This window comes from Bradyrhizobium sp. LA2.1 (assembly GCF_040547725.1).
In the GTDB taxonomy this organism is placed as follows: Bacteria; Pseudomonadota; Alphaproteobacteria; order Rhizobiales; family Xanthobacteraceae; genus Bradyrhizobium; species Bradyrhizobium barranii.
Genome location: NZ_JBEPQI010000004.1, coordinates 333,714 through 353,868, shown reverse-complemented (window position 1 = coordinate 353,868; position 20,155 = coordinate 333,714). Strand labels below are relative to the sequence as shown.

Here is a 20,155-nt window from a genome sequence, read left to right as displayed (position 1 = left end):
CGCTTATTTGCGGAGCAGACGCACCACGCGTCGCGCGCCGTCGTGCGCGACGTTGAGGCCAACCAGCGCCGTGTGAATGAGCGCGACGACCGGATCGTGACGCCGCAGCGGAATCAGCACGTCGCCGATGGCGAAGCGTCCGCGCCAGATCGGGTTGATCATGGGGTGGTCGGCGCTCGCCGTGGAATCCGCGCTGGCGATAGCCGGATCGGCGCAGAGATGCCGCGTGAGGTCGAGCGTGAGCTGCACGCCTGGCGAATATCTCGCAAAGCGTTCGTCGATACCGAGCTTGAAGAAGAAGGCGCGGTCTTGGTGGCGTAGCACGATGCCGGCTGCCACCGGCGTCGTGCCGGCGCGCAGCGTGATGACCTCGCACTGCGCGGTCTCTGCCAGCGCGGGAACGGCGCAGCGAATGAAAGTCGCATCGCCTGCGTGCTGGATCAGCGCGGTGCCGCGCTTGCCTTTCCAGCCACTGGCTTCGAGTTGCAGGAATGTTTCGAGTGCCGGCCTGATCTCGTCGGGCTTGCGCGCGACCTCGAAGGCGACAAGCCCGTGCTCTTCGAGGCGATGGCGCTGGCGACGCAGCTCTTTGAGCTTCTTGGCGCCGAGCGCTTCATGCAACAGCGTTTCACCATCCTGCGTCGCGTCGAGGCTGGCGCGGATGTAGGAGGAGAGGACACGTGGCTTCAGTCCGTCGCGATTGAGAACCTCATTGAGCGAACTCATCGCCGCGCCGTCGAGCGCAACGCCGTTGAGCACGAGCGCATGCGCGCCGGCCTCGCGCGCCTGCTGCAACAGGCGCGTGGCCGCTTCGATCGGCGCGTCGCGGTCGATCAGCGGGCTGCACAGGGTGCCGTAGGGATGCGCGCTCACCAGCGCGGGCAGGGGGATCTTCCAGGCGCGCCAGAGCGAGACCACCGGCATCAGCCCGATCAGCCGCGCCGACGCGCCGTCGAATGCGGGTAGCGCCGAGGCGTCCGTGCGGCCGCGTGCGGCCTCGCTCACAGCGAGCTCCCAGCCCGGCAGGTAATAGCCGTTCGGCTCGATCACGCGCTGGGCGAGCGCGCGCCATTGGCCGGGATCGATGGACGTGAGGGGGACGAGCGCGCGCGTTGCCGCGGCAGCCCTTGCCGATGCCGGATTGATCGCTGCCTGATGCGCGATATCGACCACGTCCCGTCGTTCCCCGTTCAGAAGGTCATGCTTAGCGCAAAGATTGGAAAATTCCGTTGGGACGCCGCTTCAATTCGAATGGTAATATTAACGTCTCATTGAGCATTCGGGCCGCCGCGGCGTGCCATGATGGAAGCTCTCGACCTGGAGGATCACAATGATCGCCACACCTTTCACGCCGATGGCGTCGCTCCTTGGTGGCGCGTTAATCGGCCTGTCCGCCGTGCTCCTGATGTGGGCGACGGGACGGATCGCCGGTGTCAGCGGCATCGCGGCGCGGCTGTTTCCGCCTTACGAGGACCGCGAGTTCGCCGGCCGGCTCGCTTTCGTCGCCGGCCTCGTCGCCGCGCCCATCCTGGTGCGCATTGTCAGCGGAAGCCTGCCGGTGCAAACGATCGCGGCGGGAACGCCGGTGCTGATCGTCGCCGGATTGCTCACGGGCTTCGGTGCGGTCTGGGGCAGCGGCTGCACGTCCGGCCATGGCGTCTGTGGCCTGTCGCGGCTGTCGCTGCGATCGCTGGTCGCGACCATCACCTTCATGTCGGCGGGCATTGCCACTGTCTTCGTGATGCGGCACTGGGGCTGACGACGATGGCAATCCTCATTCAATTCGCGATCGGCCTCGTCTTCGGTATCGGGCTCATCGTCTCCGGCATGTCGAATCCGGCAAAGGTGCTGAACTTCTTGGACGTCGCCGGCATTCCCGCCGGAACGTGGGATGCGAGCCTCGCCTTCGTGATGGCGGGTGCTGTCGCGGTAACCTTCATCGGCTTCAGCCGTGTCTTGAAACTCGCGCGACCGTTTTTCGCAGACCGCTTTTACCTTCCGACGCGAAAGGATATCGATTCGAGAGTTATCGCCGGTCCCGCCATCTTTGGCATCGGATGGGGGCTCGCAGGCTTTTGTCCGGGCCCTGCGCTCACCGCGCTCGGATTCGGCTCGGCGTCCGCTTTCATCTTCGTCGCCGCAATGCTTGCCGGCATGGTGCTCGCCCGCTTCGTCGCGCAGCTCCCGTCATCAACGCGCCTCGTCGCGCCGGCCGATCCGCTCGAAACCTGACTCGAAACCTGACATGGGCAGGACCGGGCGAGTGGATCTCGTCCGGTCCTGCCCTGTTACAGCTTCAGTGACTACCAGCGGTCGCCGCCGACACCGACGCCGACACTGACGCCGGGCGCCCGAATGCCGACGCCGCCGCGCGGACCATCGTCCCAGTCGCGATAGGTGCGACGCTCGTAATAGCGATCGCGCGGCATGGCGTTGTAGGAGTCGCGCACGATCACGCGCGAGCCGCCACGGGTGCGATAGCAATTGCCGGCGTCATCGCAGACAAGCCGGACTTCCTGAACGAGCTCAGGGTTGGCGTATTCGCTGGTCGTGTAGATGTCCGCGGCCTTCGCGCCGCTCGCCGCAGCGAGGGCGCCGACGCCAGCCAATAGTGCGATCGTGAATGTCCTCATCGTGTCCTCCTCCGAAACTGCCCTCGGGGGTAACAAGAAGGGGAGGCGGTGATCGTTCCGGGTCGAATTACAGGTTTTTCCCGGAACCGGAGCGCGTTTCGGCGTGATTTGTTCCTAGATCGGCTCGTAGGTTTCCGTCCCGCAGATGTCGTCGACTTCCGCGCGGCGGCGATCGACCACCTTTCCCCCTGAGATCGTCACGATGTAAATCTGGGTGCCGAGCGTGGAGCCGGTCGCGGAGGTGAGCTGCGCGCTGACGCAGGCGGTCCAGCCCTGTCCCCGCACCTCCCGATGGGGCGGGGCGACGTGCACCTCCCGCGGATAGGACGTGTTGAGGAAGACCACGTTGATCTGCTCGCGGACCACGCGTTTGACGTCAGGGGGCGCTTCGGGGGGCGGCTGCTCGGCTTCCTTCAGGCGCATGAACTCGGGCACCGGCGCGCGGCTGTCGGCGAAGCCGCAAGAACCGAGTGCGAGGGCGCTGGCCAGCAGCGCCGCATGAGCAACAATCCGCAACATCCGTGAAGGTCCCCTGCGGGCCAACAGATAGGCAGGAATGCGATCCGGCAAAGTCCCGGCCGATCAAGATTTGCTGAAATCCCGACCCCCCGGCATTTGCTATTACGGGATTGCAGGCTAATTTGTGCCCCAGACGAGGGGGATTGCATCAATGCGGATTTTGGTCATCGCGGCCGCCGTGCTCGCACTAACGGCTGCGTCGGCGCAGGCGCAGGGCCGCAGCAGAGGCCAGCCGAACGAAGCGAAGTCGGACAATAAGCCCAAGGTCGACGAAAAGGCCTACAAGGCCGCGCTCGAGCGCATTCCGGAGCCCAAGGAGAAGTACGACCCGTGGGGCGGAGCCCGTCCGGCTGAACCTGCCAAGAAGCCCAAATAAATGAGGGGGGCGTTGGCGAGCCGTCTGTGTCAGTCGGCCGCCGCCATCGTGCTCCTCTTGTTTTCCTCGTGGCCAGGCATCGCCTGGGAGAGCTGGGGTGGCGATCCCGGCGGCTCACGCTTCTCGCCTTTGCGGGAGGTCACGCCCGACAATGTCGGCAATCTGGTTCGGGCCTTCGAATTCCATACCGGCGATCTCGCGGCGCGGCCGCCCGAGGTGATGCGGCGAACCAAATTCCAGGCGACACCGTTGTTCGTCGAGGACAGCCTGATCTTCTGCTCGCCCTTCAATGAGGTGATCGCGCTCGATCCCGGCACGGGCGCGCAGAAATGGCGCTTCGATCCAAAGATCGCGACCAATCAGCGGCCCGCCAACCGCTATGTCTGCCGCGGCGTGACCCATTGGATCGACGATGAGGCGCCCGCGAATGCCGCCTGCCGATCGCGCATCTTCATGGGCACGAACGATGTCCGCCTGATCGCGCTCGATGCAAAGACAGGCATTCCCTGCGCCGGTTTCGGCACTGGCGGTGAGGTCAGGCCCGATATCGGCATGAAGCTGGACTGGCCCGGCGAATTCCAGATCACCTCGCCGCCGGCGGTCGGCCGCGGTGTCGTCGTGATCGGCTCCGCGATCGGCGACAACCGCCGCGTCGACGCGCCGAGCGGCGTGGTGCGCGCGTTCGATGCGCGCAGCGGCCAGCCGCGCTGGACCTTCGAGCCGCTCAAGCGCGACGGTGTCGAAGCCGGTCATGCCAATGTCTGGGCGCCGATGTCGGTCGACGCGGCGCGCGGGCTGGTTTTCCTGCCGACATCCTCGCCGTCGCCGGACTTTTGGGGCGGCAAGCGGCCGGGCAACAACGAGCACGCCAATTCGGTGGTCGCGCTGCGCATCCAGACCGGCGAGCTCGTGTGGGCATTCCAGACCGTGCATCACGACGTCTGGGATTACGACCTGGCGTCGCAGCCGACGCTGACGCGTATCGACACCGGAGACGGCCAGCGCGATGTCGTGATTCAGCCGACCAAGCAGGGATTCGTCTTCGTGCTCGACCGCGATACCGGCAAGCCGGTGTGGCCGGTGGAAGAGCGCGTGGTGCCGCAAGGCGGCGCGGAGGGTGAACGACTGTCGCCGACGCAGCCATTCCCGACGCATGTGCCGCCGCTGACATCGCAAAGAATCTCGACTGAGGATGCGCTCTCGCTCCTCCCTGGCCTGGGTCGCTCCGCTTGCGAAAGGCAATTCGCGGAGGCACGTAACGAGGGGTTGTTCACCCCACCCTCGACGCAAGGCACGGCGGAGTTTCCCTTCACCGGCGGCGGCGTCAACTGGGGTAGCGCAGCCTTCGACCCGGTCAACCAGATCCTCTACGCCAACACCGCCCGCGCCGTTCATCTCATCAAGCTGATCCCGCGTGCGGAGGCGGCTGGATTCGATCCGCCGCCCGGTCATGATTTCGGCCAGCAGAGGGGCGCGCCGTTCGCGATGTCGCGCGCGGTGGTGATGTCGCCGCTCGGGCTTCTTTGCAACAAGCCGCCTTGGGGCGAGATGGTCGCAGTCGATCTGAAGGCCGGCAAGATCCTCTGGCGTTCGACGGTCGGCACCACGGAAGACCTTGCGCCGCTCGGCGTGCCGCTGCCGTGGGGCGCGCCGCTCGTCAACGGGCTCGCGGTCACCGCAGGCGGTCTCGTCTTCACCGGCGCGATGGATGCCTATCTGCGCGCCTTCGATGCGCGAAGCGGCCGGGAGTTGTGGCAAGGCCGGCTGCCGGTGCCCGGCGTCGCCAACCCCATGACCTATCTCTGGAAGGGCGAGCAATATGTCGCGATCGGCGCGGGCGGCCACTCCGAGGTCGGCACCTCGATCGGCGACAGCGTCGTTGCATTTCGCTTGGCGCGGCCGGGTGAAGGGCCGTCGCTGTGGTCGCGCACCATCGATCGTCCGGGCGGACGATTTTGGGTGTCGTCGTCAGCAATTGTGTTCGCGATCATCCTGCTGATCATCGCGAGCCTGCGCTGGCGTCGTCGACGTCGTATAAAGCAAGCATGATGCTGCGTTGTGTATGCGATGCGAACGGTTGTTCACATCGTGCGTGCTATCGTACGAAAGCGAGGCCGATGCGCCTATCATTGCGCCATACGGTGTGGCAATTCCGTACGAAATTGTCGCGCGCGATCGAGAGCGTGAATGATTTCGGCAATATGACGGGGGAATCGAGCTCGATCGCCGCGCCGCCTTCCGACATGTTTCGCACCGTGCACGCGATGCCGCTGCTTTCAAAGGTGATCGTTCCACCCTTGAAAACACGGTAACGCTGCGCTGCACGTTTCTCGATCATCGGCATTAATCCATAACGATGATTGTGAAGTAGTGCATAGAAATTACGTTGAAATAAACTCAATACTGGCGCTACTTGCACAGCGCTTCAGACTTCGTTTACGACGTTGGAGCGGTGAGTCACTTCCCGCCGACTTCCCTCACAAGCCCTTCCTTTATGGCGTTACGCGCCGATGGAGATATTGATGAAGACCACGCTTTCGCTTCTGTTCGCCGCAGCGCTCTCGCTGTCGTCGATGCCCGCCCACGCCGTCAAGTGGGACCTCTCGACCATGACCTGCAAGCAGTTCCTCGAGAGCGGCGAAGACAACATCGCGGTCGTGCTGACCTGGATGGACGGCTGGTACAAGGGCGACGAGGATAACGCGATCATCGACACCGAGGTGTTCATCGAGAACGCCAAGAAGTTCGGTGCCTATTGCGGAAAGAATCCGACCGTCAGCGTCGTCACCGCGGCTGACGAAATTCTCGGCAAGTAATTCCTGAAGCTGACCGAAGCGCGGACGCAATCGCGCTTCAGTCCCTCGCTTCGATGCGAAATTGATTGGAGAGCCGCGGAGCGCCTTGCGCGCTCACGCGGCTCTCTTCTTTTTGGATGATGCTCAGCCCGGCAGCATCGCGAACGCGCTCGACACCATCGCCACCTGTTTGTTGTCGGTGGCCGAGAGCAGCGTGACGCGGCCAAAACTCATGGTGCGTCCGAGCCGCACCACGCGCGCGTCGGCGAGCACATCGGAGGAGGAGACTGCGCGCATGAAATGCGTGGTCTGGTCGACCGTCGTCATCGGACGATAGCCGCGATTGGCGGCGAGGTTCGCGATCACCATCGCGGTATCGGCAAGCGCCATCAGCGCCTGGCCGCACACCACGCCGCCGTTGCGGCACAGCCGCTCCGAGAATGGCATGCGCAGGAGCGCGCCCGGCTGCCAATCCACCACGTCCGATGGCGGCAGGTGCTCGAGGCGCTCGACGGCGAGGTTGAGATCCTGGACCCAGGGCGCAAAGACCTCGCCGAGTATGCGTCTGGCCTCAGCGATGCCGAACCCGGCTTCTGGCTGCGATGGCATTGCTGTCGGTCCCCCTGTGTTGCTGGATGTTTCGGCCATTCTGCGCGCATCGGCGCGGCAAAGTCACCCGGTCTTCCGTCGGCTCTGTCGGCTTGAAAATGCCTGACTTGGCCCGATATGATACCGGGCTTGGGAACGGGTGGGCGATGTTGCGTCGGTGTGTCCTCGTGTTTGGGTTGATAGCGCTAGGTCTCGCGCTGGACGGGTGCACCAGATGCGGCCCGATTTGGGACGACTGGCTGCAGGCGCCGAAATCGTGCAGATCGGACCGGCTCTAGCGCGCCATTCGGCCCTGGCGGGCCGTTGACAAGAACGACAAGGCGCGGTTGACCCGCCCTTCATGGATGATCAAGGAGTCAATGATGAAGCTTTTCCGTATGGCGGCGGTGCTGCTGGCCGTGCTGGCGGGACCGGCCTACGCGCAAATGCCCAATCTCAATTTGCTGCAGGAGGGTCCAGGCAAGACCCCCGAGGAAAAGGCCGCGGAAGCCGAGCGTGACAAGGCCTACAAGGAAACGCTGAAGAAGATTCCGGACTCCAAGGCGTCCAACGATCCCTGGGGCAACATGCGTTCCGACCCGCCGAAGCAGGCGGCTGCGCCGAAGGCATCGGCCGCAACCAGCGCGCCCAAGAAGAAGTCCGGCACGACCGCCAATTGACCTTGTCCCCGATCGGAGGCGGCTGATGCCTCCGGCCGGGACTCCTCTTCGGCCGGCCTGCTTCCTACATCTCCGAGAGCGTATTGCGTTGAGGAGGAACGGCATGGCCGATCGTCCGCGGGATCTCGCCGAGCGGATGGCGCGCCGGCGCAAGATGGGCGGCAAGCCGGGCGAGCGCGGCGGCGACGGCTTCTTGCGTGAGACTTTCACTCTGCCGCGCCCGGCGGCGCGGGCGAGGGCGGAGGCTTTCTTCGCCCGCTACCCCAAGGCCGGCTATATGAGCGCGGTCGAGACCTGGCGCGAACTGCCGGGCGGCGACATCGAATTCACCATGCGGCGGCTGCCCAGCGCCGACTAGACGTCAAGTCTCCTCGAAGGATTCGGCGATGATGCGGATCCGGAACACGGGCTCCTTGGCCTCGTCCAGCAGCTCCATGTGCCATTCGGAGTTTTCGTTGAGCTTGCGCGCGAGGCCGGCGGCCATGTCGGCGCAGATGCTGGTCATCATCTTCCAGGCCGCATCGCGATCGGCAAATTCCGTCGCCTGGTCCGCGCAGCCGGAATAGCGGCCGTTCCGAATTCGAAAGAAGTAGAGCGGCATGGCTGGCACCGGTCACATGATGGTCCCGCCTCCCAGGCCATGGGCGCGCGCAGTGCAGTCCCAAACCAGGGACAGATCAATTCCGGGCCGCTACGGACGAGACCTCGCGGGCGCGCGTGGCTCCGGCATCCGGCTCGGGTGGTTTGTTCATGCCGTCTTGCGCCCGATCGCCTTCAGCTCCCGATCGATGCGCAGCTGCACGCGCCGGATCGCCAACAGATCGATCTTCGTCTCGGTCTTGCCCGTCCTGGTCTCGTCACCGATGCGGAACTGCCACTGCCAGACTCCGGGAAGCGCCGTCGTGGCAACGGTGAACTCAACGCCCCTGTGATTCATGGTCATCTCCACGATTCACCCTCCATTCACCGTGAACATGTTGGGCGTCACTCTATTCCTGCGACAAGCGAAATTTGGCGGTAAGCCTTGGATAATTCACGGTAATCTTTGGAACCGCGCGCGGCCCAAAACAAACGAAATCAGGTTCCGAAAACCGTGCACGGAATCCGGGCAAGGCATGGCAAATTCATCCGGTCTTGCCGTGCAACCATCCGCGCCGAGGAACTCTGTTCATGGTCGGAGAACCACGGAACGCGAGATCCGCGCATTTGACACATCGCTGCGAAGCGCGGTCCGGATTCCATCCCGCATCTTGTGGAACCCAAAGCGGCGCGCGTTGCTGCCGCAGCCCTTCGAAGCGAACAGGTGCGGTCGATACTTTTCCACTTTTGCGTGTCATGTATCTATGCTCTGCTTGTGAACGACGGTTCGAACGCGATGCCACGAAGGGGAAGGTGTGAGCTGGCTGAGACATCTTGTGCTGCGCTGGGGTGCACGGAATTTCTCGCTGACCTGTCCCCATTGCCGGCATCCCGCGTCCTCATCGAGCTTCAAGCGCGCGCGTTTCATGCTCGGTGACGAGAAGCTCGTCTGCGAAGAGTGCGGCGAGACCAGCGTCGTCACGTTCTGGCGTTTCGAAGGACTATCGTCGCGGTCCGATTGCACTGAAGCGAGGCGGCGCGCGCCGCTGTCCGATTCGCGGCACTGATCCGACGCCGGCGGTGTGCGTCGAAGTCCACTCCATGCGCGCTGCGGCATATGCCTTGCTTGGCCTCATGACGGCAAACAACATGGGCGCGTCATGCTCGGCATTCCCCGCCGCTACTCTCATTTCGTCTTCGGTGTCATCCAGTCCGGCCTGACCTCGCTGATCGCCGCGGGCATCGCCAGCTTTCCCGCTCCTGGCGCGACGGTCTTCCTCGCGCACTGGATGGTGTCGTGGCTGATCGCGTGGGCCGCGATGCTGCCGATCGTGCTGCTCGCGGCGCCTACGATCCGCGCCTTCTCGCTGCGGCTGACGCGAGAGGAGAGGGCTCGGTGAGGCGGCCGGCAGGCATAAAAAAACCCGCTTGGGGAGAGCCAAGCGGGTGAAAGGTTATTGGAGGCTGAGGTGCTGGGCTGCAACACCGTAGCCAGACGACCCTAGCCGGTTGAGCTTACGACAGCCTGACAGGGCCGGCAGATCGGCTTTCAACCTGCCGCGCCTCCGTGCCTGCAAACAGAAAACCCCGCTCGGGGCAGAGCGGGGTCCTCGATTGTGTATGGAGGCCCGGTGTTGGTCCACCGGGCACAGCCAGACTAGGAGACCAGGCTTACGGGTGCCTGACGGCCGGCACCGAAATCCGCGTCGGGAGGCCGCAGACTGGCCCCGCACGCGTCCCAATTTGGCCACCCGATCGCACCACTGGAGCCACACCCCTCGGCGAGATTTCGCATCGTCGGCGACGCCATGGGGGAAACGTGGTGCGCCGGCAGCGGGGTGGCATCATGGATAACGTAGAGCGGTCATTCGCCGCCGCGACTGCGGCTGGCTTCGTCGTGCTGGTGATCGGCCTCGTGCTGCTGGCGCTGCTGTAAGGCGTACCGGCGGACGGCAGCCAAGGCCGGACCGGGCTAAAGCAGGCGCTTCGATCCTGGGTGGGCACCCAGGACGCTGCCGCGCCCTTTCAAAACATGGAAAACAACCCCATGCACAGTAGGGGGTCGGGCGATTTCGTTGTGCGATCAATAGTTTAATTGTGGTGTTTAGATACCTTCAACGCCGCGCAACGGCGCCGGGGCGCACCCTGAGCGCAATGCCGGATCCTCGACATGAACAGGGGCTGCCTCTGCCGGCCCAATCCTGCGACGCGCATTCCCGACGGCCGGTACGGCGGCTACCCGCCCATCGCGGCGCAGCCTTGGTCAGATCAGAAGCCCGTCCGCAGGCTTAGTGGACCTTGATCTCACCCAGGGGAAGGCGGAGTTCGGCGGCGCGCTCTTCGCGGTCCTTCTTGCGAAACTCGTTTTCCTTCCGCTCGAACTTCACCATCTCCTCATGCGCCGCCGCCAGGAGGTGAGTGCGCCCGACAGCATTGGGGTGCGCGTCTTCCGTCATGTTCCAGGTCCCCATCGTTGCGATTCCATCCCGAAGAAAGCCGGACACCGCAAAAAGGTTCGATGCCGCAGGATTGCGGAATTATGACGGCGCACGGCGGCCGCGTCTTTGATGCGCGTCATCTTCAGTCGAAGGGTGACGAATGCGGAGGATCGGCAAAAATCAAAAAGGCCGCCAACCGAGGCGGCCTCTCATCATCTTTGAATCACTTGATCTTTGAATCGGTTGCCGCGCTAGCGGCAGGGCCTCTAGCGGCAGGGCTTGCCAATCATCTGGGCGTGCCGGCTGTGGCAGCCGTCGTGCAACTGAGACTTCCTCGTCACCTTTGCGCCGACCTTCGGGGCGCCCGATGCCGTCGCGGCATTCGATATCTGGGCTTGCGCCGGCACCGAGCCGGCGAGGACAGACAGCGCCAGAGCGATCTTGAGGATTGCCTTCATCGTGCCTCCTGAGGTTGTTAGAACGGTACACAGAGTAACGCTACTTATATTAGCGTTACACGCTGTAGCGTTAAATTCAAGTTCGATCGGAGGCATGACGACGAACCGCCGTCCTCGCGGCGGACCGAGATGGGGCAAAGTGAGGTAGATCGCAGATGAGGCGGGGCGAGCGCTCCGCGGAATGGACCGATTAGGCGGCCTCGGTCCGTCGCGACGTGCACGCCCAATGTGGCGAGCCGTGGTGGCCTATTGCTTCGTTGTCGGCGGCTCGAAGATGAGGGCGGCTTGGAACACCCGCCCGGCGTCGGTGCGGACTTCGATCGCAACGTCTGTTCGATCCTCGTGTCCCGCCAGGTCGCGCGCAAGGCCGCTCAATGTCTGCGTCGCCTCGATCTCTGCTTCGCGCTGGGTTCGAAACTCCAGTCCCTCATCGTCGGCATAGAGGCCGGTGTCGTCTCGGATATCGAAAAAGTACCGGACCATGGCGCCGCCTCTCAGAGAGAGTATCGCCGCCAACCCCGCCTTGGGAGGACCGTTCCTAATTATTTCGGCGGCTGGAATCCGGGTACTGTCCCAATCCCCGGGCGTGGTTGGCGTCCCGTTGGCCGGCGAGAATGCCAGGACCGCCGCTTGCAGGTTGGGCAATCGTAGACCTGGACGCCGAGCGCCGTTGAACCAGGTCAATCATAGCTGTCTTTACGGACGGTCTCGATCCGCCTTGCGTCCGCCTACATCTGTGGCGGCGTGACCCTTGCTTCGTCTCTCGTCAGGGCGGCAAGCCTGTCCAATTGGCTCGCCACGCCAGTGAGGCTCCGGGCGATGTTCTTCAACAGGAAGGCCCTGTCCGCCGAAACCCCGGACGATTGAGAGAGGACCTTGTAATGATTTGCGAGTTCCTCGCATTTAGCAGCGTCGATCATAATTGAGCCCATCTATGAAACAGGTCAACAGCTCAACCCTAATACGGTTCCCACGCGGGGCGCTGACGACCCTTGGCGTTGCAATGCCTCGCATCCTACCACAGCTATTCGTCGTCAGGTTGTGTTCTGCGCCACAAATCGCGTCACTCCCGAAATCAAAGGCCACCACGCCAGGAAACAGGCTCGTCCCTGAAGACGGCCCCGGCCGGTGGGGCTTGATAGGGGTGAAGGCCGGGGCCGCTTGGGGATGCTTGGCCCTTGGCAAAGACCAAGCGAATCCGAGTTTAGTCGACCCTCACCGCGCCTCTGTTCGTTTCAGCACATAATTGCCAAATTTTCCTGCCCCGCATTCGCATGCGCAAATGCATATCGAGGGCCGGTACGGTTTCCTTATCGTCTTGGATTGGCAGACCACGGAGACGTGCGTATTGCCTGACCGGCACCCTCGCAGGGCAGATTTTTTCATTCGGATGGGTGGCATCGGTTGGATGATGTCCGACCGAGAGCGCAAGGGCCTGGCGATCATCGAAACAGCTGCGCCCGATGTCTATGCGGGCGCGCGGCAGTCAAGTCCGCCGCATTGCCAAAAATTCCCGCGACCGATGGGCCGCGGCATACTCCCGTCCGGCTTCCTCGGTGCGCTCCGGATCGGGAGACGGGAGCGGCTTTGGGAGGGACTGATTTTCGGTCACCTATCTCGGTGTCTCAAACGCACCTGTGGCAACTCTGACACCGGGACTGCCGAATGAGCTCACAGGAAATCCGTGCAATGAGCGATCCCCGGTAAGGTTGCAATCGCACCCGGTGCGCGCGCCCAGGCTCGGATCGCCAAATTGGCCGCCTTCAAAACCGAGGGGCGCAAGATTTGAAGCGCATCGCGGATCGTTGCGCTCAGGGGCTGCTGACGGATCCGTGTGCGCAGCCGGGCAACCCGCAATGCACGCACCATCGTTTCAGGATCGGGAAGTCCGCGCTTATCCTCCAGAAGGCTCCAGGCGAGGTGCTTGAGTTCGATGGTCTCCTGGTCGATCTGAGGGAACGATCCCAATGCCGTGATGCTCGCGTGGTTGGTCGTGTCGTAGAACACAAGACCGTCGTCGATCGCCACCATGTCGCCCTGGCAGGCGAGATCGAGAAAGAACAGTTGGTCCACGCCCCAACTGATCGACTTGTAGTTTCGCATCAGGCAACCGGCCCGGATGACCTTGCCGTTGATCAGCAGGGTCGACGGGACAATCCCAAGCAATCGGGTCTTGCCCGCCAGATAGAGATCCGCCAGGCACTGCTGGCCCGAATACAGATAAACTTGGCGTCCTCGCCGGTACCTTATGCCGCTGTCCTGAACGAGATGAGATGTGGAGGTCATGAACGCAGCGGCGGGGTACGTCCTCGCCAATTCCGCAAAAGTCGCAAGCGATCCTGGCGTGAGCCAGTCGTCGTCGTGCAGCACTTTGATCCAGTCGCCGCGACATGCGAGCATCGCGTTGTTGGTATTCTCAACCTGGCCGCGGCCGCGGTGGTTCTCGATAACGCGAATGCGCGGGTCGCTCCGCGCGTGCTCGGACAGGATGCTCCAAGTCGCGCCTTCCGGACCTTCGTCGTCGCTGATCACCATTTCCCAGTCGGCGTGCTCCTGCTGCAGCACGCTTTCAATCGCGCGGCGCACCATCTCCGGTCGGCGGAAGGTGGGTATTGCCACCGAAATGAATGGGCGGTGTTCCGAACTCTGGGAGCTATCGAACCGCTCGGCGTACAATTGATCCATTCATCGTACCTCGTTGATCGAAGCGGTCGTGGCTGGAAGTGGCAGACCCTTCTTCGGTTTGAGCCTGTTCGCAGAGCATCTTGAATCGAACCGAGCGAACGAGGCGCGTGAATGCTAGGGAGACGATCTCGATGCGGTCATCGTCCATTCGCATGAACTTTGTTCCCGCAGGCCGCGACGTTTCGAAGCGGCCGCTTGTCCGCCTTGGTGAAAGAGTGTTCTGGTTCCCCTCGGTTTCTGTCGCCGCAGCAGCCGCGCCAACGCGGTGACGGATCAAGACGGGGCGGCCAATCGAGGCGGCGTTGGTTCAGTTTCTTGCGGAGCGCCTGAAGGATTTCGCGAAGCTCTGCCGCGTTGCTTCTTTCCAAGAGGGAAGCGAGGCGCGAGCGTGATGGCGTTTTCAATCACCGGTAGATTGCCAAGGGCCGCTCGGTGACAGGTGGAGGGTGACTGCGTCCTGCCGCGACGTGCTGTCTCACCTCGCGACAATTGAACGACTTCAAATCCGGCCACGGCTCGTTTCAAAATCGGACAGTGAGGTCGGAAACAGACCACGCCCAAACCCGGGTGCTGTCCCAATTGGGACACTCGGAACATCAAGTCAGGACAGGTTGCTTGTTGGGCTTCAGAAGCAAGAACGCCGTCCGCTTAAATGAAGCGCGGACGGCGGCTTTCCAGCCCCGGGAGGGAAATTGTAAAATCCCGATATCGTTTTGTCTGCACGTCCCGTGCCAAGGTTCATCGGGCCAGCCGCAGGAATTGGGAAAACCTTCATCCTCAAGCGTTGATGCCGCCAACGCGAATGACCACGCCGGGACAGAATCCGGATCTGTGCCGGCAACGCGATACCTCAGGCGCGTCTGCTTCTAGGCTGGCTTGGGCGGTTGAAGCCCCGGCGATCTCAGCCACTCGCTCATGTGCGAGCCGGTCTCAGCCTGTCTGGCTTTGCGGAGGAGGTCCTCTCGTTGAGGACCGTGAGGCAGGGCTTTAGCTTGTTCGCGGAGGCGTTTCGCTTCTCCGGCAAGTCGTTCTTCCAGTGACACGGTCTGCGTGAAACGACGGCGCTGCTTCATGACACAACCTCGTCTTTACGGGTCCTAACCGCAGGGTTTGAGTTCAAGTGAACTTAATATGCAGACGAGCCACCTTCAGTTCCAAAGTGAACTTTTCAAAATCAAGCCGCTTCGAAATTCGCTTTGGACCAGGAGGTTGGCCCAGCACCAAAATCCCAGCGCTGTCCTAATTAGGACAACGGGACTGTCGGATTGCGACATCAATAAAAACGCCGCCCGCTTAAATATCGCGCGGGCGGCGGCTTTCCAGCCCCGGAGAGGTGGATGCAAAACCCCGGTGACGATGAGTGTGCACAACCTGTGCCAAGGTTTTATGTCACGTTGCGGGACGCCGCAGCGGGGATCGGGCCACCACGTACCGCGAATTTCTGAGAATCAGTATTGTCTCGAAGAAAGAACGTCGTGGGGGCAGTACTTGTTACGGGATTGCCGAAGGACTATTCGCCTGTCTAGCCAGATTATCGGCCTTTGACGCGAGCTTTCGGCTGATTGCGAAGACGACGTCTTCAAGTGAAAGAGGCCGCCACTGAGGCGGCGTTATCATTGCTTGCTGAAAATCCTGGAATTGAAAATGGCGGTGACTTCGAGAACACGGCCAGTTCCGTTACGAACTTCCACCGCGAAATGCTGGCCCGTCGAACCTTCCATGACCGCATCGCGGGCGGCATCGACAAGTGCGCCGAGCGCCATATCGTGTGCCGCCTCGGCGTCCAGCAGTTCGACGCCATCCTTGTCCTGCGAGAAGATGCCATCCGACCTGAGGTCGAAAAAATACTGAGCCATCGATGCTCAGCTTACTTCGGTGCCTGCAAACCCGAGGAATTGACCCACTCTTCGAGGTGACATGCGGTGTCAGCCTGCCGGGCTTTCCTCAGCATCTCATCCTTCAGAACGCCGGGCGAAAGCTCTGCCGCCCGGGTGCGGATATCGTCAGCGAAGACCCGCAGCCTGTCCTGAAGAGATACGGATTGTCTGATGCGTTGCCGTCTTTGCAAGGCGCTGCTCCCTGTTCGAGGGGGCGGGAGCGCTGTGATGGAGCGTTCTCGTCACCGATGGTAGCCACGATCCGGGCGGTGATGGTGAAAGTGTGCGCTCGGATCAGGGGATTAGCGAGTCCTCAATTTGTCCCGCCATTCGGAACTTTTACGAATTAGGACACTGCCGAATTCAACTTGGGACACAACGGCTCAAATGCGGACAGCACGCTCCGCCGCAACTAAGCGCCATGTTATTGAGCTGGGGTGTCGCCAAAGCAGAAAGAACGGGCGCGGCATGGATCCGGCGGCCAGCATCCTCAAGATTCGGGATCAACCAGTCGGTACGGAGGGGCTTCCTTGGCGGAAGGAAGACTTCACGAAACGAAAGAGGCCGCCAACCGAGGCGGCCTCACGAGACCCGGCCCATCGCCAACGCGCGCATTGTACGATGGACCGTTCCGGGTGGATGGCGCGAGAGTGTCGCGCCACAGACCGGAATCTCAATCCCTTGGTTCGAGAGTCGTTCCCGTCAGGCCGCCTACTGAGGCGGCCTTACTTCATCCGCCCACAAAGCGGGTTATCGTGACCAGAAATACGAAGCCGATCCCGGTCACGGCGAGGAAGGCGAAAAATACCAGATGCGATACATGCCGAGCTAACCCGGGCGTGCCGCCATGGTTCAGGAGGTCGGCGAGCTCTCCGCCCATCTGGTGGTCTAGGCCGAGGTTGGACGGAGAGCCGCGCGCCGGACCCCCGTCGCATGACAATGCTAGGAACGTGCCATGACAGTCGTGTGAAACTATCGGCGCCGCTCAGTGGACGTTGATCTTATCCAAAGGCAGACGAAGCTCCGCCGCGCGCTCCTGGCGATCGCGCCTGCGGAACTCATTTTCCTTCTGTTCGAATTTGATCATTTCCTGCGTGGCGGCTTCCAACAGCCGATTGCGCCTGTCCGCCTGCTGCTGCGTGTTTTCCGTCATCACCCAGACTCCCTAAACTACCAGCGGCACCATCCTCAGACAGGCCGGACACCGTGAAAAGATTCGCTGGGATTGCGGATTTATGACGGCGACGTTCCGCTCGCGGATGCACCAAACGTAACCCCCGGAATAAAACGGGCCACCGTCCTTTTCAAATCAGGCCGCTGAGGCCGGAAACAGACCAGCGCCCAAAATCCGGGTGCTGTCCTAATTAGGACACCCGATCTGGCAGATCATGACACAAATGAAAACGCCGCCCGCTTGAAATGAAGCGCAGGCGGCGGCGTTCCAGCCCCGAGAGGGATCAGCAAAATCCCGGATATTGATCAGTCCGAATGGATGACGAGAAGGTTCAACGGCACAACGCGACCAAGCTCAAATGGATGCTTGGGGGCGCTGCGTCGAACTGGGCACTGAAATCCCCCAGCCAAATAGATACGGGTAGGAGACGAGATCGTTTCACACCCGCAGAGGCGGATAGGGCGCTGCTTTTCCGTGATTCTATGAATGGCGAGCTTGCGCGTTTTGATGCAGGAAGCGCATTGCGGATGTGGCGAAACTGGTAAACGCGGCGCCTTGCCAAAGGGCCTCGAGAGACCCTTTCCAGGGCGTTGGCCCAAAAAACCGTGAGGGTTCGATTCCCTCCATCCCGCACCAAAACCACTGAGTGGAAAATGGATTGAATAGCTGACAATGCACCGCCCCAACACAGAGCGGGTAGGGCACTAGTGGTCCGTGATGCCCATCAGCAATTTGAGAAAGATCGATTAGGGCGGCGCGCTCTTCCGGGTCTGGATCGACAAGGAAATCCTTGCCGAACAAGATCAGGACGACGGCGGGAAGAAAGACATCTTCGAATGAAAGAGGCCGCCCACTGAGGCCCTGTTCATGTAGATGAACAATACGTCTGGTTCATCAATATGAATGGACGTGTTCCGTTTGCTAATGCACGTTAAAATAGCTCCAGAACAAATCAGGCCACTGCACTTTTCAAACTAGGCCGCTGCGCTCGGAAACAGGCCAGCGCCAAAATCCGCGAAAGAACATATTGCGAACTTGGAACAAATAGGGTACATTGTTTTTATCGCCGGCCCGCCCCGCCAATCGTTTGTCCCTCTAGCGAATCCTCGCCATAAGGAGCACGACCCAATGTCCAACACTGCCCTGCGTATCGTCGAAGGATCTTCCATGGACAAGAGTAAAGCTCTGGCCGCCGCGCTCTCCCAGATCGAGCGCCAGTTCGGCAAGGGCTCGGTGATGAAGCTCGGCAAGAACGACCGGTCGATGGATGTCGAGGCGGTGTCCTCGGGTTCCCTCGGGCTCGACATTGCGCTCGGGATCGGCGGTCTGCCGAAGGGGCGCGTCGTGGAAATCTACGGGCCGGAATCCTCGGGCAAGACCACGCTGGCGCTGCACACGGTGGCGGAAGCGCAGAAGAAGGGCGGAATCTGCGCCTTCATCGACGCCGAGCACGCGCTCGACCCGGTCTATGCGCGCAAGCTGGGCGTCAACATCGACGAGCTCCTGATTTCGCAGCCGGACACGGGCGAGCAGGCGCTGGAAATCTGCGACACGCTGGTGCGCTCGGGTGCGGTGGACGTGCTGGTGGTCGATTCGGTCGCGGCTCTGGTGCCGAAGGCCGAACTCGAAGGCGAGATGGGCGATGCGCTGCCGGGTCTCCAGGCCCGTCTGATGAGCCAGGCGCTGCGCAAGCTGACGGCCTCCATCAACAAATCCAACACCATGGTGATCTTCATCAACCAGATCCGCATGAAGATCGGTGTGATGTACGGCTCGCCGGAAACCACGACCGGCGGCAACGCGCTGAAATTCTATGCCTCCGTCCGTCTCGACATCCGCCGCATCGGCGCGATCAAGGAGCGCGACGAAGTGGTCGGCAACACCACGCGCGTCAAGGTGGTGAAGAACAAGCTGGCGCCGCCCTTCAAGCAGGTCGAATTCGACATCATGTACGGCGAGGGCGTCTCCAAGATGGGCGAGATCCTCGATCTCGGCGTCAAGGCCGGCATCGTCGAAAAGTCCGGCGCCTGGTTCTCCTATGACAGCCAGCGCCTCGGCCAGGGCCGCGAGAACTCGAAAGCGTTTTTGAAAGCCAACCCCGACATCACCGCCAAGATCGAGACCTCGATCCGCCAGAACTCCGGCCTGATCGCCGAGCAGATTCTCGCCGGTGCACCGGAGCGTGACGCCGACGGCGAGGAGCCGGCGGACGAGTAAGGCCTAACGCGAAGAACTTTCGCGAGGAGCGGGCGCTGAGGACGTTGAGTTGCCGACGTCGTCAGTGCCCGTTTCGTTTTGTGGGGCGCGTCGGCAATGAAGCGTGTGATCCTGACCAGTTCGTCCGGCGTTGGTCTTGCCCATGCGGATCGCGCCGACATGGTCGTCCCGTTCATCTTTCGCTTCGTTTCGGGGCCACTGCCTACCTCGCATCACCTCGAGCAATACCTGACGGGAGGCTATGTCAGAGGCGATCCGGAGGTGCGTTGGTCCGATCTTGTTGGCCGGTTGCCTCAGACCGGTCTCGCGCACAAGGAGACAGGCCTGATTTGGTTTTGCGAGACCTATGGCGTCGATCTCATCGAGCTGTGGTTCGACCCTGAGCCCAATAGTCAGTTGCAACTGATCTGGATCCTCGATTATTTGCGGTCCCATCCATCGATCACCGATCGTCTGAGATTGCGACGTGTCAATTTCGATCTGCGCGGAGCGGACGGCACAGAGCTTCGCGATCGTATGGTGCGGGAATTGGAGGTCGCGGACTGCGACTTCGAGATCGCCAACATGGCCTGGGAAGCCTACCGGGCGCCAACGCCGGAGCTCTGTTTCGGATTGCTCGGCAGGGATTTCCCCAGGCTGCCCTTCCTGAAGCCTGCGATGGAACAATTGCTGGCAGAACTGCCATCACCAATCACCGGACTAGGTACGACGGAAGCGCGGCTTCTCGACCTGATTGCGCGGGGGCACAACCGTACCAAGGAGCTGTTTCAACCGGACGGTCCGCTGCAAACGCGCGTGTTCGATCAATGGGAATTGGGCCCGCTGCTCGAAGGGCTTGGGTCCGGCCCAATGCCGGTGATCACGGGTCTCGATCCGAAACTCGCGACGCTGGCCCCGCACGATGCGCGAGGCCGCAACGCGGCCTTTCGCCGAAGCCGGCTATCGCTCACCGAATTTGGGGAAGCGGTCCTTGAAGGCCGGGAGGATTTCCGCCGTCAAAACCCGATCAGACGCTGGTGGGGCGGTACGCTTCTCACCAACGAACGGCTTTGGCGGTGGGACCGAAAGAACCGTTCGCTCCTTGCACCCTAGATACGCGTTCGGGGCCGTAGGGTGGGCAAAGGCGCGCAAGCGCC

General features: G+C 62.1%; 24 protein-coding genes and 1 tRNA gene. 12 read left to right on the top strand and 13 right to left on the bottom strand.

The features are described from left to right. Positions 1-3: 3 nt before the first annotated feature. Complete coding sequence (locus ABIB95_RS09675) at positions 4-1,173, bottom strand: GNAT family N-acetyltransferase (RefSeq protein WP_354238929.1); 1,170 nt, start codon at positions 1,171-1,173, stop codon at positions 4-6. A 157-nt stretch (positions 1,174-1,330) separates the two neighbouring features. Between ABIB95_RS09675 and ABIB95_RS09670 the strand changes: the two genes are divergently transcribed. Next, complete coding sequence (locus tag ABIB95_RS09670; protein WP_028158390.1) at positions 1,331-1,759, top strand: YeeE/YedE family protein; 429 nt, start codon at positions 1,331-1,333, stop codon at positions 1,757-1,759. Between the two features lie 5 nt (positions 1,760-1,764). Then, positions 1,765-2,232, top strand: coding sequence for a DUF6691 family protein (locus ABIB95_RS09665; RefSeq protein WP_354238927.1), 468 nt, complete (start codon positions 1,765-1,767; stop codon positions 2,230-2,232). Positions 2,233-2,303: 71 nt separating this feature from the next. Here the strand turns inward: ABIB95_RS09665 and ABIB95_RS09660 are convergent, their stop codons facing one another. Together ABIB95_RS09660 and ABIB95_RS09655 are read right to left on the bottom strand one after the other, a co-directional pair. Further along, positions 2,304-2,633, bottom strand: coding sequence for a hypothetical protein (locus ABIB95_RS09660; protein WP_028152664.1), 330 nt, complete (start codon positions 2,631-2,633; stop codon positions 2,304-2,306). Between the two features lie 114 nt (positions 2,634-2,747). Further along, positions 2,748-3,152, bottom strand: a complete 405-nt coding sequence (locus ABIB95_RS09655) for a hypothetical protein (RefSeq protein WP_354238925.1) — start codon at positions 3,150-3,152, stop codon at positions 2,748-2,750. 151 nt (positions 3,153-3,303) lie between these two features. On the opposite strand from ABIB95_RS09655, the gene ABIB95_RS09650 reads away from it, so the two are divergent. After that, a complete protein-coding gene (locus tag ABIB95_RS09650; RefSeq protein WP_085404269.1) occupies positions 3,304-3,528 on the top strand; it encodes a hypothetical protein in 225 nt (74 codons plus the stop codon). Further along, positions 3,529-5,577 carry a pyrroloquinoline quinone-dependent dehydrogenase gene (locus ABIB95_RS09645; protein ID WP_354238923.1) on the top strand — a complete coding sequence of 683 codons (2,049 nt, stop codon included), beginning with the start codon at positions 3,529-3,531 and terminating at the stop codon, positions 5,575-5,577. It abuts the gene before it with no gap. Between the two features lie 46 nt (positions 5,578-5,623). On the opposite strand, the gene ABIB95_RS09640 is transcribed toward ABIB95_RS09645, so the two are convergent. Beyond that, positions 5,624-5,872, bottom strand: coding sequence for a PilZ domain-containing protein (locus ABIB95_RS09640; protein ID WP_225005279.1), 249 nt, complete (start codon positions 5,870-5,872; stop codon positions 5,624-5,626). Positions 5,873-6,050: 178 nt separating this feature from the next. On the opposite strand from ABIB95_RS09640, the gene ABIB95_RS09635 reads away from it, so the two are divergent. Beyond that, entirely contained in the window at positions 6,051-6,344 is a 294-nt protein-coding gene (locus ABIB95_RS09635) for an HdeA family protein (protein WP_014494092.1), read from the top strand. A 123-nt stretch (positions 6,345-6,467) separates the two neighbouring features. Here the strand turns inward: ABIB95_RS09635 and ABIB95_RS09630 are convergent, their stop codons facing one another. Beyond that, the gene (locus tag ABIB95_RS09630) at positions 6,468-6,932 is read right to left on the bottom strand and encodes a PaaI family thioesterase (RefSeq protein ID WP_354076208.1); all 465 of its coding nucleotides are present in this window, start codon (positions 6,930-6,932) and stop codon (positions 6,468-6,470) included. Positions 6,933-7,294: 362 nt separating this feature from the next. Between ABIB95_RS09630 and ABIB95_RS09625 the strand changes: the two genes are divergently transcribed. After that, the gene (locus tag ABIB95_RS09625; protein WP_081369444.1) at positions 7,295-7,591 is read left to right on the top strand and encodes a hypothetical protein; all 297 of its coding nucleotides are present in this window, start codon (positions 7,295-7,297) and stop codon (positions 7,589-7,591) included. Between the two features lie 103 nt (positions 7,592-7,694). Beyond that, on the top strand, positions 7,695-7,949 hold the full coding sequence (locus tag ABIB95_RS09620; protein ID WP_085404272.1) for a hypothetical protein: 255 nt from the start codon (positions 7,695-7,697) through the stop codon (positions 7,947-7,949). Positions 7,950-7,952: 3 nt separating this feature from the next. On the opposite strand, the gene ABIB95_RS09615 is transcribed toward ABIB95_RS09620, so the two are convergent. Then, positions 7,953-8,192, bottom strand: coding sequence for a DUF6894 family protein (locus ABIB95_RS09615; protein ID WP_028152656.1), 240 nt, complete (start codon positions 8,190-8,192; stop codon positions 7,953-7,955). 147 nt (positions 8,193-8,339) lie between these two features. After that, complete coding sequence (locus ABIB95_RS09610) at positions 8,340-8,528, bottom strand: hypothetical protein (RefSeq protein WP_354238920.1); 189 nt, start codon at positions 8,526-8,528, stop codon at positions 8,340-8,342. A gap of 802 nt (positions 8,529-9,330) precedes the next feature. Here ABIB95_RS09610 and ABIB95_RS09605 point away from each other — a divergent pair. Then, positions 9,331-9,570, top strand: a complete 240-nt coding sequence (locus ABIB95_RS09605) for a DUF2798 domain-containing protein (protein ID WP_354238918.1) — start codon at positions 9,331-9,333, stop codon at positions 9,568-9,570. 888 nt (positions 9,571-10,458) lie between these two features. Here ABIB95_RS09605 and ABIB95_RS09600 read toward each other — a convergent pair. The 4 genes from ABIB95_RS09600 to ABIB95_RS09585 all read right to left on the bottom strand — a co-directional run bounded on the left by ABIB95_RS09600 (position 10,459) and on the right by ABIB95_RS09585 (position 13,751). Further along, positions 10,459-10,626, bottom strand: coding sequence for a hypothetical protein (locus tag ABIB95_RS09600; protein ID WP_247309306.1), 168 nt, complete (start codon positions 10,624-10,626; stop codon positions 10,459-10,461). A gap of 248 nt (positions 10,627-10,874) precedes the next feature. Beyond that, positions 10,875-11,066, bottom strand: coding sequence for a hypothetical protein (locus ABIB95_RS09595; protein ID WP_085404274.1), 192 nt, complete (start codon positions 11,064-11,066; stop codon positions 10,875-10,877). A 246-nt stretch (positions 11,067-11,312) separates the two neighbouring features. Continuing rightward, positions 11,313-11,549, bottom strand: coding sequence for a DUF6894 family protein (locus tag ABIB95_RS09590; protein WP_063986255.1), 237 nt, complete (start codon positions 11,547-11,549; stop codon positions 11,313-11,315). Between the two features lie 1,188 nt (positions 11,550-12,737). After that, complete coding sequence (locus ABIB95_RS09585) at positions 12,738-13,751, bottom strand: glycosyltransferase family 2 protein (RefSeq protein WP_063982345.1); 1,014 nt, start codon at positions 13,749-13,751, stop codon at positions 12,738-12,740. 1,583 nt (positions 13,752-15,334) lie between these two features. Here ABIB95_RS09585 and ABIB95_RS09575 point away from each other — a divergent pair. Beyond that, a complete protein-coding gene (locus ABIB95_RS09575; RefSeq protein ID WP_354238916.1) occupies positions 15,335-15,667 on the top strand; it encodes a hypothetical protein in 333 nt (110 codons plus the stop codon). A gap of 691 nt (positions 15,668-16,358) precedes the next feature. On the opposite strand, the gene ABIB95_RS09570 is transcribed toward ABIB95_RS09575, so the two are convergent. Together ABIB95_RS09570 and ABIB95_RS09565 are read right to left on the bottom strand one after the other, a co-directional pair. Beyond that, positions 16,359-16,508, bottom strand: coding sequence for a hypothetical protein (locus ABIB95_RS09570; protein ID WP_166091055.1), 150 nt, complete (start codon positions 16,506-16,508; stop codon positions 16,359-16,361). A 105-nt stretch (positions 16,509-16,613) separates the two neighbouring features. Next, positions 16,614-16,781 carry a hypothetical protein gene (locus tag ABIB95_RS09565; protein WP_085965495.1) on the bottom strand — a complete coding sequence of 56 codons (168 nt, stop codon included), beginning with the start codon at positions 16,779-16,781 and terminating at the stop codon, positions 16,614-16,616. Positions 16,782-17,325: 544 nt separating this feature from the next. Between ABIB95_RS09565 and ABIB95_RS09560 the strand changes: the two genes are divergently transcribed. From ABIB95_RS09560 to ABIB95_RS09550, 3 genes are all read left to right on the top strand, one after another. Beyond that, positions 17,326-17,438: transfer RNA gene (locus tag ABIB95_RS09560), tRNA-Gly, on the top strand. A gap of 492 nt (positions 17,439-17,930) precedes the next feature. Beyond that, positions 17,931-19,019: a recombinase RecA gene (recA, locus tag ABIB95_RS09555; protein ID WP_085404279.1), complete on the top strand. Its 1,089-nt coding sequence runs from the start codon at positions 17,931-17,933 to the stop codon at positions 19,017-19,019. Between the two features lie 96 nt (positions 19,020-19,115). After that, positions 19,116-20,111, top strand: a complete 996-nt coding sequence (locus tag ABIB95_RS09550) for a hypothetical protein (protein WP_354120614.1) — start codon at positions 19,116-19,118, stop codon at positions 20,109-20,111. The last annotated feature ends 44 nt before the right edge of the window (positions 20,112-20,155 follow it).

Coding starts and splice junctions, on each gene's coding strand:
- ABIB95_RS09670 (WP_028158390.1), top strand. CDS start 1,331: ATGATCGCCACACCTTTCACGCCGATGGCGTCGCTCCTTGGTGGCGCG.
- ABIB95_RS09665 (WP_354238927.1), top strand. CDS start 1,765: ATGGCAATCCTCATTCAATTCGCGATCGGCCTCGTCTTCGGTATCGGG.
- ABIB95_RS09660 (WP_028152664.1), bottom strand. CDS start 2,633: ATGAGGACATTCACGATCGCACTATTGGCTGGCGTCGGCGCCCTCGCT.
- ABIB95_RS09655 (WP_354238925.1), bottom strand. CDS start 3,152: ATGTTGCGGATTGTTGCTCATGCGGCGCTGCTGGCCAGCGCCCTCGCA.
- ABIB95_RS09650 (WP_085404269.1), top strand. CDS start 3,304: ATGCGGATTTTGGTCATCGCGGCCGCCGTGCTCGCACTAACGGCTGCG.
- ABIB95_RS09645 (WP_354238923.1), top strand. CDS start 3,529: ATGAGGGGGGCGTTGGCGAGCCGTCTGTGTCAGTCGGCCGCCGCCATC.
- ABIB95_RS09640 (WP_225005279.1), bottom strand. CDS start 5,872: ATGCCGATGATCGAGAAACGTGCAGCGCAGCGTTACCGTGTTTTCAAG.
- ABIB95_RS09635 (WP_014494092.1), top strand. CDS start 6,051: ATGAAGACCACGCTTTCGCTTCTGTTCGCCGCAGCGCTCTCGCTGTCG.
- ABIB95_RS09630 (WP_354076208.1), bottom strand. CDS start 6,932: ATGCCATCGCAGCCAGAAGCCGGGTTCGGCATCGCTGAGGCCAGACGC.
- ABIB95_RS09625 (WP_081369444.1), top strand. CDS start 7,295: ATGAAGCTTTTCCGTATGGCGGCGGTGCTGCTGGCCGTGCTGGCGGGA.
- ABIB95_RS09620 (WP_085404272.1), top strand. CDS start 7,695: ATGGCCGATCGTCCGCGGGATCTCGCCGAGCGGATGGCGCGCCGGCGC.
- ABIB95_RS09615 (WP_028152656.1), bottom strand. CDS start 8,192: ATGCCGCTCTACTTCTTTCGAATTCGGAACGGCCGCTATTCCGGCTGC.
- ABIB95_RS09610 (WP_354238920.1), bottom strand. CDS start 8,528: ATGAATCACAGGGGCGTTGAGTTCACCGTTGCCACGACGGCGCTTCCC.
- ABIB95_RS09605 (WP_354238918.1), top strand. CDS start 9,331: ATGCTCGGCATTCCCCGCCGCTACTCTCATTTCGTCTTCGGTGTCATC.
- ABIB95_RS09600 (WP_247309306.1), bottom strand. CDS start 10,626: ATGACGGAAGACGCGCACCCCAATGCTGTCGGGCGCACTCACCTCCTG.
- ABIB95_RS09595 (WP_085404274.1), bottom strand. CDS start 11,066: ATGAAGGCAATCCTCAAGATCGCTCTGGCGCTGTCTGTCCTCGCCGGC.
- ABIB95_RS09590 (WP_063986255.1), bottom strand. CDS start 11,549: ATGGTCCGGTACTTTTTCGATATCCGAGACGACACCGGCCTCTATGCC.
- ABIB95_RS09585 (WP_063982345.1), bottom strand. CDS start 13,751: ATGGATCAATTGTACGCCGAGCGGTTCGATAGCTCCCAGAGTTCGGAA.
- ABIB95_RS09570 (WP_166091055.1), bottom strand. CDS start 16,508: ATGGGCGGAGAGCTCGCCGACCTCCTGAACCATGGCGGCACGCCCGGG.
- ABIB95_RS09565 (WP_085965495.1), bottom strand. CDS start 16,781: ATGACGGAAAACACGCAGCAGCAGGCGGACAGGCGCAATCGGCTGTTG.
- recA (WP_085404279.1), top strand. CDS start 17,931: ATGTCCAACACTGCCCTGCGTATCGTCGAAGGATCTTCCATGGACAAG.
- ABIB95_RS09550 (WP_354120614.1), top strand. CDS start 19,116: ATGAAGCGTGTGATCCTGACCAGTTCGTCCGGCGTTGGTCTTGCCCAT.